This window comes from Paenibacillus sp. FSL F4-0087 (assembly GCF_038020215.1).
In the GTDB taxonomy this organism is placed as follows: Bacteria; Bacillota; Bacilli; order Paenibacillales; family Paenibacillaceae; genus Paenibacillus; species Paenibacillus taichungensis.
On sequence record NZ_JBBODJ010000001.1, the window covers coordinates 5361213 to 5379443 of the forward strand.

Annotated in this window: 17 protein-coding genes; 7 read left to right on the top strand and 10 right to left on the bottom strand. The window is 44.9% G+C overall.

Going from position 1 to position 18231, the window contains the following annotated elements:
- Positions 1 to 158 precede the first annotated feature (158 nt).
- From MHB84_RS24695 to MHB84_RS24710, 4 genes are all read right to left on the bottom strand, one after another.
- Positions 159 to 1397: an aspartate aminotransferase family protein gene (locus tag MHB84_RS24695; RefSeq protein WP_076289055.1), complete on the bottom strand. Its 1239-nt coding sequence runs from the start codon at positions 1395 to 1397 to the stop codon at positions 159 to 161.
- Between the two features lie 90 nt (positions 1398 to 1487).
- Positions 1488 to 2696 (bottom strand): MFS transporter, encoded by a 1209-nt coding sequence (locus MHB84_RS24700; protein ID WP_076289056.1) that lies wholly within the window; start codon positions 2694 to 2696, stop codon positions 1488 to 1490.
- A 263-nt stretch (positions 2697 to 2959) separates the two neighbouring features.
- Positions 2960 to 3592: a hypothetical protein gene (locus MHB84_RS24705; protein WP_076289057.1), complete on the bottom strand. Its 633-nt coding sequence runs from the start codon at positions 3590 to 3592 to the stop codon at positions 2960 to 2962.
- 70 nt (positions 3593 to 3662) lie between these two features.
- Positions 3663 to 4532: a hypothetical protein gene (locus MHB84_RS24710; protein WP_341143071.1), complete on the bottom strand. Its 870-nt coding sequence runs from the start codon at positions 4530 to 4532 to the stop codon at positions 3663 to 3665.
- 215 nt (positions 4533 to 4747) lie between these two features.
- On the opposite strand from MHB84_RS24710, the gene MHB84_RS24715 reads away from it, so the two are divergent.
- Complete coding sequence (locus MHB84_RS24715; protein ID WP_076289059.1) at positions 4748 to 5440, top strand: pseudouridine synthase; 693 nt, start codon at positions 4748 to 4750, stop codon at positions 5438 to 5440.
- A 98-nt stretch (positions 5441 to 5538) separates the two neighbouring features.
- Here MHB84_RS24715 and MHB84_RS24720 read toward each other — a convergent pair whose 3' ends face one another.
- The 3 genes from MHB84_RS24720 to MHB84_RS24730 all read right to left on the bottom strand — a co-directional run bounded on the left by MHB84_RS24720 (position 5539) and on the right by MHB84_RS24730 (position 8642).
- Complete coding sequence (locus tag MHB84_RS24720; protein ID WP_076289060.1) at positions 5539 to 6462, bottom strand: DMT family transporter; 924 nt, start codon at positions 6460 to 6462, stop codon at positions 5539 to 5541.
- Positions 6459 to 7310 (bottom strand): helix-turn-helix domain-containing protein, encoded by an 852-nt coding sequence (locus MHB84_RS24725; protein WP_076289061.1) that lies wholly within the window; start codon positions 7308 to 7310, stop codon positions 6459 to 6461. The genes MHB84_RS24720 and MHB84_RS24725 overlap by 4 nt, the downstream gene beginning before the upstream one ends.
- A 204-nt stretch (positions 7311 to 7514) precedes the next feature.
- Positions 7515 to 8642 carry an NADH:flavin oxidoreductase gene (locus MHB84_RS24730; RefSeq protein WP_256716801.1) on the bottom strand — a complete coding sequence of 376 codons (1128 nt, stop codon included), beginning with the start codon at positions 8640 to 8642 and terminating at the stop codon, positions 7515 to 7517.
- Positions 8643 to 8867: 225 nt separating this feature from the next.
- On the opposite strand from MHB84_RS24730, the gene MHB84_RS24735 reads away from it, so the two are divergent.
- The gene (locus MHB84_RS24735; protein WP_076289063.1) at positions 8868 to 9452 is read left to right on the top strand and encodes a TetR/AcrR family transcriptional regulator; all 585 of its coding nucleotides are present in this window, start codon (positions 8868 to 8870) and stop codon (positions 9450 to 9452) included.
- A 149-nt stretch (positions 9453 to 9601) separates the two neighbouring features.
- Here MHB84_RS24735 and MHB84_RS24740 read toward each other — a convergent pair whose 3' ends face one another.
- Positions 9602 to 10855 (bottom strand): cytochrome P450, encoded by a 1254-nt coding sequence (locus tag MHB84_RS24740; RefSeq protein ID WP_076289064.1) that lies wholly within the window; start codon positions 10853 to 10855, stop codon positions 9602 to 9604.
- 97 nt (positions 10856 to 10952) lie between these two features.
- Between MHB84_RS24740 and MHB84_RS24745 the strand changes: the two genes are divergently transcribed.
- The 3 genes from MHB84_RS24745 (at position 10953) to MHB84_RS24755 (ending at position 13069) form a co-directional block, all read left to right on the top strand.
- Positions 10953 to 12110, top strand: a complete 1158-nt coding sequence (locus MHB84_RS24745; protein WP_076289065.1) for a YhgE/Pip domain-containing protein — start codon at positions 10953 to 10955, stop codon at positions 12108 to 12110.
- A gap of 71 nt (positions 12111 to 12181) precedes the next feature.
- On the top strand, positions 12182 to 12727 hold the full coding sequence (locus MHB84_RS24750; protein ID WP_076289066.1) for a PadR family transcriptional regulator: 546 nt from the start codon (positions 12182 to 12184) through the stop codon (positions 12725 to 12727).
- Positions 12728 to 12760: 33 nt separating this feature from the next.
- Positions 12761 to 13069 (top strand): Dabb family protein, encoded by a 309-nt coding sequence (locus tag MHB84_RS24755; RefSeq protein ID WP_076289067.1) that lies wholly within the window; start codon positions 12761 to 12763, stop codon positions 13067 to 13069.
- Between the two features lie 110 nt (positions 13070 to 13179).
- On the opposite strand, the gene MHB84_RS24760 is transcribed toward MHB84_RS24755, so the two are convergent.
- On the bottom strand, positions 13180 to 14241 hold the full coding sequence (locus tag MHB84_RS24760; RefSeq protein ID WP_076289068.1) for an S-layer homology domain-containing protein: 1062 nt from the start codon (positions 14239 to 14241) through the stop codon (positions 13180 to 13182).
- A gap of 355 nt (positions 14242 to 14596) precedes the next feature.
- Between MHB84_RS24760 and MHB84_RS24765 the strand changes: the two genes are divergently transcribed.
- Complete coding sequence (locus tag MHB84_RS24765) at positions 14597 to 15913, top strand: nucleobase:cation symporter-2 family protein (protein WP_076289069.1); 1317 nt, start codon at positions 14597 to 14599, stop codon at positions 15911 to 15913.
- Between the two features lie 156 nt (positions 15914 to 16069).
- Here the strand turns inward: MHB84_RS24765 and MHB84_RS24770 are convergent, their stop codons facing one another.
- Positions 16070 to 16510, bottom strand: coding sequence for a hypothetical protein (locus tag MHB84_RS24770; RefSeq protein ID WP_076289070.1), 441 nt, complete (start codon positions 16508 to 16510; stop codon positions 16070 to 16072).
- Between the two features lie 225 nt (positions 16511 to 16735).
- Here MHB84_RS24770 and MHB84_RS24775 point away from each other — a divergent pair, with 225 nt between their 5' ends.
- Positions 16736 to 18205, top strand: coding sequence for a protein adenylyltransferase SelO (locus tag MHB84_RS24775; RefSeq protein ID WP_076289071.1), 1470 nt, complete (start codon positions 16736 to 16738; stop codon positions 18203 to 18205).
- Positions 18206 to 18231 lie beyond the last annotated feature (26 nt).

Genomic DNA, 18231 nt, shown 5'->3' on the forward strand with positions numbered 1-18231 from the left:
GCCTAAAAGCTTTCTGGAAGAAAGCTGCTTCGGAAGCATATGCTATCAACGGATTTTCCCCTCGGAAAAGGGAAATCAAATAAAATCCGGGGATAACAGCGATCAGAAGAACGATTCGTAACCGAAACGACCACTTCGAGCAATGGCATTGAAATGTTTTAATGGACGCTTGCAAGCACCGAATCGAGTCGCTCTACAATTTCAACCAACTCATCTTCTGTTGTGGTAAGCGATGGTCTGACCTTTACTACGTTCCCGAATCCGTAACGTGATCCTCTTAAAATCAGATGCTCATCCGTGAAGGCACGGTCGATAATGGCATTGGTTTTATCCGTATCCGGTTCATTATTGTCACCCACCATTTCCAATCCCCACATCAGCCCGACTCCGCGAGCTTCACCGATGCTTGGATATTTCATGGCCAAATCTTGCAGTAATCCGCCTAAGATTTCACCTTTGCGTTTCACGTCATCAAGGAATCCAGGTTCGGATACAACCTCCAGGGTAGATTTGGCAGCGGTTACGGAGATCAGATTGCTTCCAGAGGTGAAGGAATGTTCATGCTTTTCCAGTACATTCAATCGGGACTGCATCAATACCGCAGCAACAGGTACACCGATTCCGCCGAGACCTTTGGCAAGGGTAATCATGTCAGGTTGAATATCGAATAGTTCGCTGGCGAACATGTACCCGGTGCGTCCGATTCCCGTCTGTACTTCGTCGGCAATGAGAATGATATTGTACTCATCACACAGTTTACGCAGGCGCTTGAAATAACCTGCAGGAGGAATGATATTGCCGCCATTGCCGAGAATCGGTTCAATAATCATGCAGGCGACTGAGCCGGAGCTCGCATATTCTATAGCATCGGAGATAGCTTCAACGCATTGATATCCGCAGTCTCCGCTTGAAGATTTGAATGGGCAACGATAGCAGTATGGTGCAGGCACATGAACGGAGTTGGGAACAGCCGAATTTGGAAACCGTTTCCGTCGGAAGGCATTTCCCGAAATCCCTGTTGCAAACTGGGTCTGACCATGATGGGATAGGTACAGGCTGATAATGTCTGTGGATTGAGTGTATTTCTGTGCGATTTTGGTGGCACATTCATTGGCGGTTGAGCCCGTAATATCTCGCATCCAACCCGCATTAATATCGTTTGGAGCATATTCAATCAGATGATCGAGCACTTCATCCACATACGGTTCTGTGAAGGAGGAAGACATATGCGTCAGATTGCCGACTTGTTCCTGAATTTTGCTCACGACATGCGGGTGATTGTAGCCCAGTGACAGATTGAATGTACCGGATACGCCATCCAGATATTCAACGCCTTCATCGTCAATCAACTTAATCCCTTGTCCGGTTCTGAAACGGTTTTTGGTTAAGGTTTGCATATGATTCCCTCCATAAATGTAATGTTCTAGCCTGAACGAAGATCAACAATTCTGGTTTACGCAGGCATCACCCCTCTCAAGAAGCAACGTTTAAATCTCTTTACTTTGATGTGCGAGAGTTCCACTTACGGTGCTGTTCCTTACGTTCCAGAGATGAGAGAGAACGAGAGTGAGGAGTAGAATCAGACAAAATCCGGCCAAAATCCAGATCGTGTTTACTACAGGCCACGAACTCATGCTCCATCCGGTTACATACTGCAGGATGGCGCCACCGATACCGCCTGAGGCAATCAGGATGCTGGTTGTGCGCTCAGTCATGCCGGGAATCAGAATGTTGGCATAGACCAGTGCGATACAGAACAGTCCTGACATGAACAATCCGGTTCCGAAGATTAGCAGGTATGTTGCCCATTGGCCTGTTACGAACACCATGGCAACGGCGAACAGAAGTGTACCTACCGTACTCCAGATCAGGAAAGGCATGTAGTTGACGGCTTCAGCAATTTTCCCGGAAAAAAGACGACCGATAATCATGGCAATCCATAGAATGGATACGCTGAGTGAAGCGACAGATTCCTGTAACTGCAATCGTTCGACCAGAATGGAAGGCAAGAAGTTCATTAGGCCTAACTCCAGACCCATGTAAACGAAGAAAAAGACGACGAAGATTGTGAGCAGCCCCAGATGTTTTCTGGAATACTGGGATCTGCCCGTTGCATGTCCAACGGTATTTTCACCAGCTTGTTTCAGATAAGAAGCGGCGGAGGTGGGCATGGTCACCCATAACAGCATGAGAATAAGGGATAACGCGGAAACGGTATAAAACGTAAGATGCCAAAGATCCAGCCAAATGTATAAGGCAGCGACTGCCGGAATGAGAAGTGCTCCAAGGGCAAAATACACATCAAGCTTTGACATTGCTACTGCTTTCTGATTTTCCGTAAATTCTATCGTAAACGCACCAACGGAGGGTTCAATGATGCCAGACCCAAACCCGACAATAATGGTTAAAAGAAGAACAACTGTCCAGGATGGCAAGAATCCGAGAACAACATAGGCAGTAACGATACAGATCAGGGCGATGGTTAACATGGATTTTCTGCCGATGCGAGCAGTCATGGAAGGAGCAACGAGCACCCCGACAAGAAAACCGAGGAACTGCAAAAACAACAAAAACCCGCCATCACTATAACCACGCTCATAATGTGTCAATAAGACGGGTAGAAGTGCACCAAGTACAACGCTGGTTATGCCGATTAATAGATAAAATCCGCAGCTTAAAGCGAAAATTCTTCTCATGTGTTGCCCTCCCTGAGATGGATATAAATTTTATATTATGTAAATAATGTTTCTTTCGTATATAACTTATACCATAATTATGCAATTGTACATGCTTTTTATTGTAAAATAATGTTAACTTTTGGCGAATGAATGATCTTTCTCACACAATGTTCAACCTAAAACGATTTCGTGTCGAAGCAAAAAAAGTTTCCTTGTCTGTAATTGACAGGAAACTTTTTGATGATCAGATCCTTATGAATAAACTTAAGCTATCGTCCCCACTAGGCAGTCTGCACAAAGAAAATTCCTTCCAAGGGTGCCTGAGCAGACGCAGAACCAGTTCGTAATAACAAATATCCGTTTGCATCGGAAAGTCCCAGTATATCCTGATAGGGATCAGGGAAATCCCCGGAATAAATCTGACAAACGAATTGATAGTCCTCTAACAAATGGCTAATTCCGTTCACACCGTTTGGTAGCATGGAAGAGAAAAATGAAAAGGCAGGGAAATCCTGTTCCTCTATCTCTATTTCCGTCAATCCTACTCCGCATAAAGGAATGGATTGAATGGGACATACGGAAGTTAGTGGCTCTGAAGATACGGATACATATGTACATCCAGCGAGAATATTCTCCTTCCATTCCAGCTCATCCCCCGTATAGGTTACCTGATCCAAAAAGTAATCCGAAGCGGAATAGGTGGAGAAGACCGAAATATACTTCCCAGGGGGCAACGAAGGGACATGCAGCTGTTGTAAAAGTGTATTGCAATCAATGGAGAACAGATGCAACAAGGGCTGACTCTCCTGATTAAGCGGCCAATCTGTAACATATGCGATTTCTCCGCCAATCCATATACCAGTATTTTGGTTCAGATGATCAGGGTCAATTAAAAGTTGGGTAACTTTGTGCATGGGAAACTCCTTTTTATCTGGATTAAGCTGTTTATACAAACAATAATTATTAAATATGACAGGGGACTGTTCAGTCTTTGAATTGAATCGCGTGTCCAAACAGCTTGTGTGCTTTGTCCCAATCGACGCCTAGTTTACCTTGCCAGCCCGCCCAAGGCATCTCCATATCAGAGCGGCCTTTGGTATTGTTAAGCAGCAATCCCCCGTTCAGGATATGCTCGTTGTTGGTCCAATGGTCTGCACTGAGGGAGAGAACTTGATTAGGCAGCACACCTACTCTGGACAGCGCTTGAAGGATACTTCTGCGAATTCCGGCGTGTCCTTTGACCAATTTCTCCGCAGTGAGTCGTTTCTCAAATTTTCCCGGAGACTCTTCATCGTCAGCCTGATCCAGCATATAAAGCAGTTGATTGAATATGTTGATATCCTCGGGAGTCGGTTTAATAGGTTCCTTCTCAAGTAAGTTGATGAATTCTGTTAGATCGGCGTATGCACCTACGCTTGACCCACTGTAATCATAACCCTGGTGAAGAGCGTAACGGATATTGGATAGATTCTCCCAGCCCTCATCGCTATGACTGAAACCGCAAACTCGGCAAGCAAGGAACTGTTCAGTTTCCTCATAAGCATGCATCTGCGAGTGAATCATCATATGGTAGCTTGCGAGCGTAGATATGCCTCGTGGATAACTGCCCCCGACACCTGCAATAAATGCTTGAGTAATCGTCGACCAGGAAAGAAGTTCATGCTGCTGGAAAGCGATTAGTTGTTGAAGGATATCATCATGGTGGATCAGTTCGAGATCATTAGCCACCCAGCCCTGTGCAGTCAGTAGCTCCTGTTCTGCTGCAGTTAGTGTATCCGTTTGATAGATCATTACTTCTCGTGCTCTGTCATAATCACCATTGGCGTGTAAATATAACTTTTTAAGCACTCTCATACACTTTTTGTCCATGGTTAACTCCTTTTCTCAGTTTAATTTGGGTTTCCTATGTACCTCCGTATAACAATTCATTTGCTTCGTTTCATTATAAGTGAGATGATGTGGGATGAAAATCAGTACAAGGTACTACCCTATTGAACGAAGCCGATGAACTGACAACATAAGCTCGCTAATGAACAAGTGGCAATATTACAGATGAGAAGTGGTGGAGCATGCGAATTAACAAATACATAAGTGAAACGGGATATTGCTCCCGCAGGGAAACGAACCGATTAATTGCAGCAGGGCGCATCACGATTAATGGTAAAGTGTGTGAAAAAGGTGCGGACGTGGAGCCCGAGGATATCGTGCTCATTGATGGCCAGGAGATTCCTTTCAATGATCGCGAGCCTGTTTACCTTGCTCTGAATAAACCCATCGGCATTGTCTGCACCGCAGCAGAACAGGTGGAGGGAAACATCATTCAGTATGTGAATTATCCCTCGCGTATCTTTGCGATTGGCAGGCTGGATAAGGCATCTGAGGGTTTGATTTTTCTGACCAATGACGGAGATATTGTGAACAAGATGATGCGTTCGGAGCATAATCACGACAAGGAATACGTAGTGACCGTTGACAAACCAGTGACAGACGAATTCGTTCGAGCGATGTCGCAGGGGGTTGAGATTATGAATGTGGTGACGAAGCCGTGTGAGGTATATAAGCATAGTGAGAACGTATTTCGTATCATTTTGACTCAAGGGCTTAATCTGCAAATTCGCAGAATGTGCAAAGCCCTGGGTTACAGAGTGCTCAAGCTGGAGCGCATCCGAATTATGAATGTTACGCTGGATGGACTGGAACGTGGACAATGGAGACATCTGGAGAAGCAGGAGTTGGAGAAACTTCTATCCATGTTGAATTAGAGAAAGGCATCGATGCAATGTCCTTGGCAAAATGAAGAGAGGCACTAATCCGTCAGGATTAATGCCTCTTTTTTGAGTTATGGTAGACGGACCTTGCACTATTGAAGTTTCGGCAACGTACTACCGTAGTCTTTTCTTTGTACTTTTTTCTCTGAAATGAATGATCCGACCAACGTTAACAGAGCCCCGAGCAGCGTTATCCAGGTAATCCGCTCATGTAGAATCAGTGCAGAAGCGACGACAGTAATGACAGGCACCAAATAAATGTACACACTTGTTTTGACGGCTCCCAGAAGAGTCACTGCCCGGTTCCAGGTTACAAAACATAAGGCAGAGGCACCCAGCCCGAGAAAGAGAAGGTTTGAGAGGTTGGTCATGTTGGCGAAGCGCCCAAGATCGAAATGGAATTCGAATAGGAACAAAGCCGGAAGCATGAATAATAGTCCATAAAAGAATACTTTGCGTGTAGCACCGATAGTGTGATAGGGAAGTTCACCTATTTTGCGCATGAGTACAGAGTAGACCGCCCATACAGCAGGTGCCACGAAAGCGAGCAGATCCCCCAGCGGATTCAGTTGCAGGATGAAACTGCCGTTGAATCCAATCAGGATAATGCCAGACAAGGCAATGACGAAGCCCACGATAAACCGCTTGTGCAATCTCTCTCCATCCAGGTAGAAATGTGCAAGGACTGCGGTAAAGAATGGGGCAATTGAAACAATAACACCTACATTGGAAGCGAAGGTATACACTAGTGCAATATTTTCAATGAGAAAATATAACGTAACCCCGCATAATCCAGCACCGATAAACAGCATTTCTTCTCGAATTGAGGTAATTCTCATCAACCGCGGATAGATCAGGAAGAGCACCACATAGCCTATCACGAAACGGAAAAACAGAATCTCCACCGGGGTGAATTCGATCAACAGCACCTTGGTGGAGATAAACGTTGTTCCCCAGATCAGGATCGTAAGTAAGGCCAGCAGATGTCCAGTGGAGATTTGGTTCTGACTTGTCATGACTGATCATCCGCTATACGCTTTGAATCCACTTCATGGTTGAAGATGCGTCTATATTGCTTGGGCGTCAAGCCAATTAGCTTTTTGAAAAAATTCGTAAAGTGACTCTGGTCACTGAAACCTGTCTGCGCGGCGACCTCGATTGGGAGCTGGCCTTGTTCCAATAGCCGTTTGGCCTGATTGATGCGAATCGTTTCTAGGTAGCGGTAGGGAGATATCCCTTTTTGACGAGTAAATAAACGCAACAGATGGTATTTGCTCAGCCCTGTTAACTCGACTAACTGGTTCAGCGTAATGCTCTCCATATAATGAGTCTCTATGTACTCGCATACGCGTCTAATCTCGATGGTGACGTCCTGGGTGGAAATAGGCGGTTCGGCATCCGCATATTCTCTCATCAGCTGTTCCAGCAGAAAGAGCAGCAGCTCTTCTTTGTGAAAGTCAGCTTGCTCTTCCAAAATCATCTGATGCAGCTCATACAAGGAAGTAACATGTTCGCTCTGATAGAATACAGGGGAAGTAAATCGTGGCAAGTAATCTTGTCCAGTAATTTCCTGTACATATTGGCGCATGACCTCAGGTTGAATGTTGATGCAACGATAATCCAGGGTTCTGCCGTCCACCTGTTCGCAGGCATGGGGATCATGCGGATTAAAAATAATCATGTCTCCAGTGTTCAGCATATATTCTTCGTTATTACATACAAGATGGCGATTGCCTTGCTCAATAAATCCAATGACGTAGTAGTCATGAAAATGATTGGGGAATTTCTGCATAATGCCTTCGAATTGATAGGCTTCGAGTTGTAGATCGGTATCGAACACGACGGTTCGCACTTCACGAGTCACCTGCTGCACCTTCTTTCTGGTAAGTTAAATGTCATTATAATATGAAAAGAAGGGACTTTCTTGGATGATATTGCTCGCCTGTTTTGTGTACACATGTAAAAAAACCAAAATACCCGCTGTCCCTAACTAAATGGATGACGAGTATTTTGGTTCAATTATAGCTCATTCAACGGATAACCATATGAATTCGGTCCTAAATTAATCTTATAGCAACGTAACAAGCGCTTCTGGCGAAAAGGCCTGAATTTCATTCACGCGGCCATCACGGATCTTCACAGCCCATGCCGGATCCGCGAGAAGTGCGCGTCCAACGGCAACTAGATCAAATTCCTCCTGTTCCAACCGATGAAGAAGATCATCCAAATCCTTGTGTCTTGCACCTTTACCTTCCGTATAGAGACTGGTAAATTCATCATCCAGACCGACAGAGCCCACGGCTATCGTTGGTTTGCCTGTCAGTTTTTTCACCCAGCCGGCAAATCCAAGTTCCGAACCATCATATTCCGGCTCCCAGAAACGTCGTGTTGAGCAGTGGAATATATCGACGCCGGCCTCTACCAGCACATTCAGGAATAGCTCCAGCTTATCCGGTGAGTCCAGCGGTTTGACGTAATAATCACTCATTTTCCACTGCGACAAACGAATGGCAATCGGGTAATCAGGACCCACGGCAGCACGAATCGCTTGAATAAGTTCGGTAGCGAATTGCGTACGCTTGATAAGATCGCCGCCATAGCGGTCTGTCCGTTTATTTGTTCTGTCCCAGAAGAATTGGTCAATCAGGTAACCATGTGCTCCTTGAAGTTCGATGCCGTCAAACCCAAGCCGTTTGGCATGAACTGCTGCGTCAACAAAAGCTTGAATGATGTTGGTGATTTCTTCGTCTGTCATCGGTTCACCCGTCAGATTTCCCTCGAGATCAATACCCGACGGCCCAATGGACGGAGCTTCCGGATAAGGCTGTGATCCCGCTGGACGAGCCATACCCATATGCCAAAGCTGTGGAAAAATCTTGCCCCCGGCTTCATGGACTTGTCTGACGACTTCTGCCCAGCCGTTTAATGCTTCTTCGCCATGAAAACGGGGCACTCGTGGTTCGCTGGTTGCCGCCGGATGGTCAATAGTTACACCTTCGGTAATAATAAGTCCGACGCCATTTTCCGCACGTCTGCGATAATAAGCTGCTACATCGGAGCCCGGTACACCATCTGGTGAGAAAGCCCGACCCATAGCGGGCATAACGATACGAGACTGCAATGTTAAATGATGAATTGTATAAGGTTGAAACAGATTTTCCGTCAATTGAACTTGTTGCTGCTGACGACTACTCAAGTCAAACACCTCCATAATAGTGCACCTCCAAGCGGGGTACGAGTGCAATATTATCAATGGAGAAAGGCTGCATCAACCGACGATTTAGCCAATGTGTTGCTTAAGCGAAGCCACCATAATAATGTCGGTTTAACCCTGGATTACTTGTTGACCTAACAGTAGCTATCTATAATAGAAGCATTGAGAAGTATGATTACAAGATCGATTAAAAGGGGTACTTTGTATATGTCAGGTGAGTTTTCTCCAAATCCCAATGATCCACGGGTGATCCGAACCCGTCAATTAATTCAGGATGCGTTTTTTTATCATTTGAATAAAAAGGATTTCTCAGCTATTACGGTTCAGGATATTACGCAAAAGGCGACGATTAACCGGGCCACATTTTATGCCCATTTTGCAGACAAATATGAACTGCTTGAATCCGTTTTGTCCTATGCTTTCCAAGAATATGTGCTCAAACAGATTAATGTAGGGGCACATATGACAGAAGAGACCCTAAAGCAACTGGTGATCTCGTTATGTAATTATCATGATTCAAGCAACCAATGTATCAAGAAATATGAATCCGTAGCGCCAATCTTTGAGGAAAACATTAAGGCTCAGTTAGAGAAGCTTGTTCTGGAGCTTGCCATGAGTCAAACAGATGGTGCGGAGCCACCCAAAACATTGGCGTATTTGGCAACGATGCTGAGCTGGTCTATCTATGGGGTGGCGTATCGTTGGAATTTGGAGGAGAGGCAGGAATCCCCGGCTGAGTTGGCCGAGCGAGTGGTGCCGTTTATGATGAGTGGGACAGGTTTGTTGAATTAACGAACGGTAGAATGGAAGGATACAGGTTATTTATAAAGAAAAGAGTAGAGAGAAAGAGCAGATGGGATCTGCTCTTTTTTGTTTTGAGTGTATCCATAGAACTTATAGTGAAGATTATCAATTTATAAATGAATTTACGTCAGATGTATTTACTTATACAATTTCATCGGAAGACTTGTTAAAGATTGTCCAGCCGCAGAAGGGATCAGGTTTTCCTCCAGATTGAATCCTTGCAAAGGTTCAATGCTGGTGAACGTTTTTAGAAATGCGGTCAGTACAATTTTGGCCTCTAGACGGGCCAGAGGAGCCCCCAGACAGAAGTGAGTACCAAAACCAAACGCAAGCTGTTTATTATTGTTTGAACGATGAACATTCAAGGTGAACGGATCTTCGAACATATTCTCATCCATATTGGCTGCACTCATCCACGCTACGATAGCGTCTCCCTTTTTCAGTTTAACTCCGAGCAGATCGTTATCTTCTTTGACCATACGGTCCATTTTGCTGATGTGAAACCTGTATCTCAGCATTTCCTCTACCGCGGCTGGGACAAGCTCAAGGTTATCCCTGAGTTCGGCATACAGTTCCGGTTGGTCATATAGAAGGGCATAGAACGAGTTGGCCAGCAGGTTGCTTGTAGTTTCTATGCCGGCGCCCAGAATAAACATGGTGGTTCGCACAATCTCTTCATCTGTAAAGTGCTCGCCATCGAGCTCAACCTGGATCAGGTCTGATATGATATCTTCTCCCAGATTGGATCTTTTGGACACAACGAAGGGATACAAGTACTTGAAGTATTCCTCCCCGGCAATCTTTTTCATTTCGTTAATTTGATCAAAAGTGGCATCGGTAGTAGGCATAAACATGGTGTCCACCCAATCTTTGAACAAATGACGATCTTTGGAAGGGATGCCGAGCAGGTCAGACATGATAATGACAGGAAACATGCTCGTATAAGCTTCAACAATGTCCACTTCCGATTGACCTTCAAATTCTCTGATCAGCTCTTCGGCCACTGCCTCTATTCTTGGTTCCCAGAGCTTGAGACTTCTGGGTGTAAATGCACTTGCCAGCAATGATCTCCGCTTGCGATGTTCCGGCGGATCTACATTGTGAATATCCAGCTTGTCCGGCATATGATGCTCGCTGTCCGCACCTTTTTCTTCGCTTGAATATCCCACATTAACAATTGATCTTTTTCTCACACTGGAGAAATGCTCGTGATCATTAAGCACGGTTTTGACAAGATCATACCTGAATACATGCCAGGAATCGGTCTCTTCATTGTAGATGACGGGTTCCTGATTCAACATGCTGCGATACCAACGGTAGGGACTGAATTCTTCTTCTTTCGATTGGAAATTCGTAATTTCTGACAGAGAAATAATAGAGCTCTTCGTCATTCTTTTCGCCTCCTTGGTTGGTCTCATTGACAAATATAACAAATAAGAGTACTTTAATTCAAGTAGTTTAAATTGAGACAACAAGGTGGAGTAGAGAGTGAAGAACATACTGAAGCACGGCGGAGTCAAGGCAGGCATATTCATGATCGTTTTTTATCAAATTGTAATGTTGACCGTTTTTATGTCGGGGTATAGCGCAATCCCCAAAAATGTAACGAATCTTACGGTTGCCATTGTCAACGAGGACCAGCAGTCCGGTACAGGATTTGTACAAAAGTTGCAAGAACAATTGCCATTTAAGGTAGTTACCAACGAATCATTAGAACAGGCGAAGACGGGGCTGGAAGACCGGGATATTCATATGATCATACGTATACCAGGTGATTTTACGGAGAAACTGTCTGAACAGGATGGTAAAGCTCAGTTACAGTACCTGATTAATGAATCGAACCCAACAACAATCACGAGCTCCATGAAAAATGTTGCAGCTGAAATCACCGCGCAGATGGGTGCACAGGTTCAGGCACAGAGCTTCGAGGGTGTGCTGAGCAGTATGCAGGTTCCTGCAGAGCAATCGAAACAGATTGTGGAATCCACTATGGGCAAAGTGTCATCTGACATTGTTCTGAGCAACCCGCAGCCAGCAGGCATGCAGAATCAGATGGCACCGATGTTCATCACCATGGCGCTCTATGTTGGAGCCATGATCTATGCGATGCAAAGCATTGGCGGAATGAAGCAACTGCAAGGACAGATGGGGAAATGGAGAGCATTCTTTGCCATGCGAGGTACAAACCTGCTTGTTTCCATCCTTGCTCCACTCGTAGGGATCGGCATTTATTTTATGGTGCAGGGGTATGGCGTGGAAGTATTCTTGAAAATGTGGATGGTACACAGTTTACAGCTGTTTGTGTCAATTGAGTTCACCAGCATCTTTATCATGCTTCTCGGTCAAGGCGGAATGCTGATCAATATGATATTTGTACTCAGCCAATCTATTGCAAACGGGACGTCCATGTCACCGGAGATGATGCCAGGATATTTCAAATTCGTGAGTCACATCACACCGATGTTCTATTCAACGCATCTGGATTATAATATTCTCTTCGGCGGAGGGAAGACGGTAGAATATGCGGTTGGACTGGCATTGGTGGGCTTGGGAGCCTTTGTTATCAATACGGCTATTCATCATTTCAAAAAAGCCAAGCAAATTGATACCGTACAAGAACCTGTACAACAGCCCGTTATGATATAAAATAGAAGTTATGAGGGTAGGCGATCAGGAAGAAGCTGTACCCTTGGAAGAGCAGAATGGGGGCAGTCACAATGTCGATTCAAATATTTATACTCGGTGCACTAAGTGAAGGGAATTATTATCCCTATGATATTAAGAAGCGAATTGGTAAACATCTGGATCAAACGGATGCCAAGATTACCGAGGGCACCATTTATTATAATTTTGAAGTGTTGCTGAAGAAGGGTCTTATCGAGAAGGTAGAAACAATCCAGACTGAAAATCGACCGGACAAAACGACATATGGAATTACCGAAAAAGGACGTCAGTCCCTGGAAGAGAGCATATATAAGGTGTTCCAGAAGTTTACGAACGTACAGTCCTTATACGCTGCGTTGGTCCATTTGGATAAGGTGGATAATCAAAAGATTGCTTACTTGATTGAGGATATTATTGAGAAAATGAATAAGAGGCTGGAATACATTGATTCTCATACACCTCAGGAGATTGATCTTCAGGAGGATTTGAAAGATGCATTGTTCTTGATGAGAGATCATGCCTACCACTCGATACAGAGTGATGTGCTCTGGCTTCAAAAGTTGCTGCATCATGTTCAGCGCAGAGTATTAAAAAGCTAAATAACTTGTTACAGGAATGAGGAGGAGCAGGTAATGTATGAACACTTGGTTGTATTCAAATTGAACGATAAAATTACTACGGTCAAACAGCAGGAATTGGTAGCTCAATTACTCGCCTTACAGGAACAGATTCCTGGAATTGTGGATCTCACCGCAGGCATTAATGTAACCGAGGAGACCGATCATATTCAGGGCTTCACACTTGGCCTGAGAGTGACATTTGAAGATCAGGAAGCGCTGCGTGCTTATGGTCCACATCCTGCTCATCAGGCATTTGTAACCTCCCTGAATGAGTGGGTGGAGAATGTGATTGTTGTCGATTATCCGATCCCCTCAAGATGAGGGGCTTGGAATCACTGTTTGCCTGAAATAGCTGTTTAATGGTTTATTGAAATAACAAAAAGCACTGAACCCGGTTCAGTGCTTTTTGTTATATATCAGTGTTTCTGATGTTATCCCTCATAAGGTAAAACCGCGTAGATTTTCCAGGTGTTATCATCCATTTTCTTGAGCCTATACAACCCGTCTAATGAAATGGTTTCTTCGTTTAGGTCCTTACCTGCATTGATGCTCGTTTTAATTTTGCCGCCATTCGCTTCCAATACGGCATATTGATTGGAGCGCTCCACAATGGAGAAAACAGGTTTGGAGATCCATTCAATATCCAGCTGGGTTTGCTCATCCAGAGCGGATGTCAGATCATCAAGTGAAGTGAGATTAAAGGAGAGCTGATAACCGGTGTAATATGTAGCATAGATATCAGAAACTTGATCGTAGCTGTGTTCAGACATCGCCGTAATCTCCTGTTCGGTTGCGTTGGAAGCCAGAGTTATCAGTTCAGTTGTATCAGGGAGCTGGGTTTGTTCCAAACGTAAAGCCCGCTCTAGCATGACAACCGATTGGGCGCGAGTGGCTTTCGCAAACGGTTGAAACGTGGTGGTCGTCATACCCGAAACGATCCCTGTTTGGCTTGCTTTTGCAATGGCCGAGGCTGCGTAATAGTTGGGGACATCCTTAAAGGTTTTGGCAGAGCCTTCAGATTGGATGGAGCTGGAGAAAGTCCGTACAACCATAACGGCAATATCTCCGCGGGTGATAGGGAGATCTGGACCAAATTCAGTACTGGATATGCCTCCAACTACGCCAAGTGAACTAGCGATCCGGACCGCATCGGCATACCATTTGCCTGCGTTCACATCATTAAAGGCTTTCCCTTGAGCAGTGCTATGTAGCCCTGCCGACTGTACAAGAATAGAAACAAATTCTGCACGGGTAATGGGATGATTGGGCTTGAGAGCCACTTCGCCAGTACTTAGGGGATACCCGTTTAGTAAATCAGCATTAACGAAGTTGTCAAGGGTATCGTATGCCCAGTGATCGTCAATGTCTGTTGGATAGTATAAGTCCAACGATTTGTAGGAATCGGCAGCAGCGGCCTTATTCCAAGGACAGGCTAGTAACACTAAAAGCATGCTTAAGTAAAATAGGGTGATACCTTTAAAATTTTGTCTCATCTAGGAAGTTCCTCCCGAATTTCTCAAATTTGCCGTTAATCATCATAACAGAGATCAAGAGATTGATCTAAAGGAAATCTTTACTACTAAATCGTGACGTGTAATTATCCTTAGCGAAGAAGTATGAAGAGTGCAACGTTATTCAACCTTTGTTGTTATATTAACTGACATGTAATAGATCGGGTTATGTGTTAATTTTGTATAATGCGCATAAAAAGACTGAATCTATTTATGTTTTGTAACAATTCCGTAACATGAATCATGGAACTTGAAGCAATTGTTTATATAATGTGAATCAACATAACATGATTTTTGCAGCGGTAAAGTGATTCTAAATTACAGGGGGCAGGTAGGGATGAGAGAAACCAAGAGAATGAGGATTTTTTCACTGGGAATTCAGCACGTATTGGCGATGTATGCCGGGGCCATTTTGGTTCCGCTGCTTGTGGGAAGGGCGTTAAACCTGACTGCAGAACAATTGGCGTACCTGGTATCGATTGACCTGTTAACCTGTGGTGTCGCGACATGGCTTCAAGCACGTAAAGGGAAGTATTTGGGGATAGGCTTGCCAGCAGTTCTTGGAAGCTCATTTGTTGCTGTGACTCCGATGATTGCGATTGGATCACAATATGGAATTCCAGCCATTTACGGTTCCATCATTGCAGCAGGAATATTCATCGTTATATGTGCTGTCTTCTTTAGTAAAATCGTCAAACTGTTTCCTCCCGTAGTGATTGGAACAGTCGTAACCATTATTGGTCTGGCGTTGATTCCAACAGGTATCAAAAACATGGCAGGCGGAGCAAACAGCGAAAATTTCGGAAGCTTAGACAATCTGGCTCTCTCATTCGGGGTATTGCTCTTCATTCTGGTGCTGAATCGATATGCTCGCGGCTTTGTCAAATCCCTCGCAGTTCTCCTCGGTATTATTGTGGGTACTCTCGTCGCTGCCCTCATGGGAAAAGTGAATTTCAGCTCTGTTCAGGAGGCCTCCTGGTTTCATTTGCCCCAGCCCTTTTACTTTGGATGGCCAACCTTCGAAATCGGCCCCATTATTACAATGATCATTGTAGGTACGGTAGTTATCATTGAATCAACAGGTGTATTTATGGCTTTGAGTAAAATTTGTGATCAACCAATCAACGAAAAGGATCTGGCACGAGGATATCGCGCAGAAGGTCTAGCGTTTGTGCTTGGTGGAATCTTCAATGCTTTTCCGTACAACACATTTGCCCAGAATGTTGGTTTGGTTCAGCTCTCCAAAGTGAAAACGACCAATGTGGTTGTTGCAGCCGGAGGTATTCTGGTTTTTCTCGGACTCATCCCCAAAGTTGCGGCATTCGCAACGATTATTCCCAGCGCGGTACTCGGCGGGGCAACAGTGGTTCTGTTCGGCATGGTGGTCTCATCTGGGATTAAAATGCTGCAACATGTGGATTTCAGCAAGCAATCCAATCTGTTAATCGTTGCTTGTTCGGTCTCACTCGGTCTTGGCGTCACGGCTGTGCCTGATCTGTTTGCCCAGCTGCCTCAAAGTATCCGCATTATTGTTGGTGATGGTATTATCACAGGCAGTCTATGCGCCATTCTGCTCAATATCTTCTTTAACCTCGGATTTAAAAAGGAGAGTCTGCCCGTACAGCCTGTACAGGCTCAAGAAGCACATACGTAAGATTGTCTTGTTAACTTGCATGCGATCTGAATAAATTGAACAGACCCAAGATGGTAATCATTGAGGTGGAATGATCGGAATGACTCCCCCTTACGAATAAACCTCTTGGGTTTTTATATTGGGTTGAACTGTGGAGTACGAGTGGCTGGTTTGGTTTTATTCAACATACCCCGGAAGCTTTTCACCTGTGATTAGTTCGAAAAGCTTGGCAGATTTCTCCTTAGTTAATTGAACATAGGTAGGCTTGCTTTCAATGATGATTTCAACCTGATCCTGATGGGGACTGATCCAGAGATTATAGATGTCACTTTTATCTGAGGAAGTTGTATTCTTTTTCTCAAAAAAGAATTTATAATCCGGAGGCCGTACCATATCCGCTATAATGTGGTTCGATCGAATGGAGCGGGTGATGCTCCTAATGGCATGCACCTGTGCTGGATCGGTAATTTTTCTATACAGAGTGTATTGATTGGAGTTCTCAACCGGTTGTTGAACGATAACCTGATTTCCCTTTGATTGTATGTTGTCCGCTGAACACCCGGTAAGGCACATGAACAAAAGTGTCATACAGCCAATCACATAGATATATTTTCTCAATCTGATCCCCCCTTTGAAACTTAAACGGTGCCTCGGGTATTAAAGTTACAGCAGGATGAATGCAAAAGGGATATAAATATGCTAAAGTTTCATCATGAACATGCTACATGTTCTTCCCGTTGAATTTCCATGCGACTACATAAATGAGCATTGGTTCACAAGGCTAAAATAAAACGAAGAGATATCCTGATATCGCTTGGTTACAGAAAAGGAGTTGTGATCACCATGCAACAAGAAACGTTGAAAAAAGGCTGGCACTTTGACAATAGTTATGGACGTTTGCCACAGACCTTTTTTACAAATCAGGGTGCGGCACCTGTTCAAACACCGAAATTGATCATCTTCAATACATTGCTTGCGGCCAGCCTGGGGCTGAATGTTGAGGCTCTCAACAGTGATGAAGGAGCGGAGGTGTTTGCAGGTAACCTGATTCCGGAAGGTGCCGAGCCTCTGGCTCAGGCCTATGCAGGTCATCAGTTCGGCAATTTTAACATGCTTGGTGATGGACGGGCTTTGCTGCTGGGAGAACAGATCACGCCACAAGGCGAGCGAATGGATATCCAGCTGAAGGGTTCGGGAAGAACCCCATATTCTCGCGGAGGCGATGGACGTGCTGCTGTTGGGCCAATGCTGCGTGAATATATTATTAGTGAAGCGATGTATGCACTGGGTATTCCAACAACGCGAAGTCTGGCGGTTGTATCTACTGGAGAAAACATTACACGCGAAACAGAGCGACCTGGTGCAATCCTGACTCGGGTGGCTTCAAGTCATTTACGTGTAGCAACCTTCCAATACGCAGCCAGATGGGGATCGATTGATGAGCTCAGAGCATTGGCTGACTATACACTGAAACGGCATTTTCCCGATATTGCCGAAGCCGATAATCGCTATCTCCAGTTACTTCAGGAAGTCATTCGTCGACAGGCTTCACTTATCGCTAAGTGGCAACAGGTTGGTTTTATTCATGGCGTAATGAATACAGATAATATGGCCATCAGTGGTGAAACCATCGATTATGGGCCGTGTGCGTTTATGGATGCCTACAATCCAGCGACGGTATTTAGCTCCATTGATACGCAAGGTCGGTATGCATATGGAAATCAACCGTATATTGGCGGCTGGAATCTGGCTCGGTTTGCCGAAACGCTTCTGCCACTGCTGCATGAGGACGAAGAACAGGCTGTACAAATTGCTCAGGATGCCATTGCACAATTCTCCGAATTGTATCATCACCACTGGCTCTCGGGAATGCGGAGCAAACTGGGCTTGTTTAATGAAGAGGCTGAGGATGAAGTGTTAATCAGAGATCTTCTTGAATTGATGGAGAAGCATAGTGCAGATTACACGAATACGTTTCTCGCACTAACCTTTGATACGCTCAACGGAGCTCCCTTGTTCGACACTTCAGAGTTTGCAGAATGGAATGAGCGTCGCCAGGCAAGATTAGGCAGACAGCAAGAAGGGAAAGAAGAATCGCAGCAATTGATGAAGTCTAACAACCCGGCGGTGATTCCTCGTAATCATCGGGTGGAAGAAGCACTGGACCGAGCAGAGAATCACGGAGATCTTAGTGTTATGGAGAAACTTCTAGCTGTTCTTTCCAACCCGTTTGAACATTCTACCGAACAGGCTGAGTACGCGGAACTGCCTACGCAGTGCGATACCTCCTACCGGACTTTCTGTGGGACCTGATTGAAAACTTGTTATGAAGAGGCTGC

What these genes read in the sequence shown, in the direction of transcription:
- MHB84_RS24695 (WP_076289055.1), bottom strand. Translation starts at nt 1,397, where the DNA reads ATGCAAACCTTAACCAAAAACCGTTTCAGAACCGGACAAGGGATTAAG.
- MHB84_RS24700 (WP_076289056.1), bottom strand. Translation starts at nt 2,696, where the DNA reads ATGAGAAGAATTTTCGCTTTAAGCTGCGGATTTTATCTATTAATCGGC.
- MHB84_RS24705 (WP_076289057.1), bottom strand. Translation starts at nt 3,592, where the DNA reads ATGCACAAAGTTACCCAACTTTTAATTGACCCTGATCATCTGAACCAA.
- MHB84_RS24710 (WP_341143071.1), bottom strand. Translation starts at nt 4,532, where the DNA reads ATGAGAGTGCTTAAAAAGTTATATTTACACGCCAATGGTGATTATGAC.
- MHB84_RS24715 (WP_076289059.1), top strand. Translation starts at nt 4,748, where the DNA reads ATGCGAATTAACAAATACATAAGTGAAACGGGATATTGCTCCCGCAGG.
- MHB84_RS24720 (WP_076289060.1), bottom strand. Translation starts at nt 6,462, where the DNA reads ATGACAAGTCAGAACCAAATCTCCACTGGACATCTGCTGGCCTTACTT.
- MHB84_RS24735 (WP_076289063.1), top strand. Translation starts at nt 8,868, where the DNA reads ATGTCAGGTGAGTTTTCTCCAAATCCCAATGATCCACGGGTGATCCGA.
- MHB84_RS24740 (WP_076289064.1), bottom strand. Translation starts at nt 10,855, where the DNA reads ATGACGAAGAGCTCTATTATTTCTCTGTCAGAAATTACGAATTTCCAA.
- MHB84_RS24750 (WP_076289066.1), top strand. Translation starts at nt 12,182, where the DNA reads ATGTCGATTCAAATATTTATACTCGGTGCACTAAGTGAAGGGAATTAT.
- MHB84_RS24755 (WP_076289067.1), top strand. Translation starts at nt 12,761, where the DNA reads ATGTATGAACACTTGGTTGTATTCAAATTGAACGATAAAATTACTACG.
- MHB84_RS24760 (WP_076289068.1), bottom strand. Translation starts at nt 14,241, where the DNA reads ATGAGACAAAATTTTAAAGGTATCACCCTATTTTACTTAAGCATGCTT.
- MHB84_RS24765 (WP_076289069.1), top strand. Translation starts at nt 14,597, where the DNA reads ATGAGAGAAACCAAGAGAATGAGGATTTTTTCACTGGGAATTCAGCAC.
- MHB84_RS24775 (WP_076289071.1), top strand. Translation starts at nt 16,736, where the DNA reads ATGCAACAAGAAACGTTGAAAAAAGGCTGGCACTTTGACAATAGTTAT.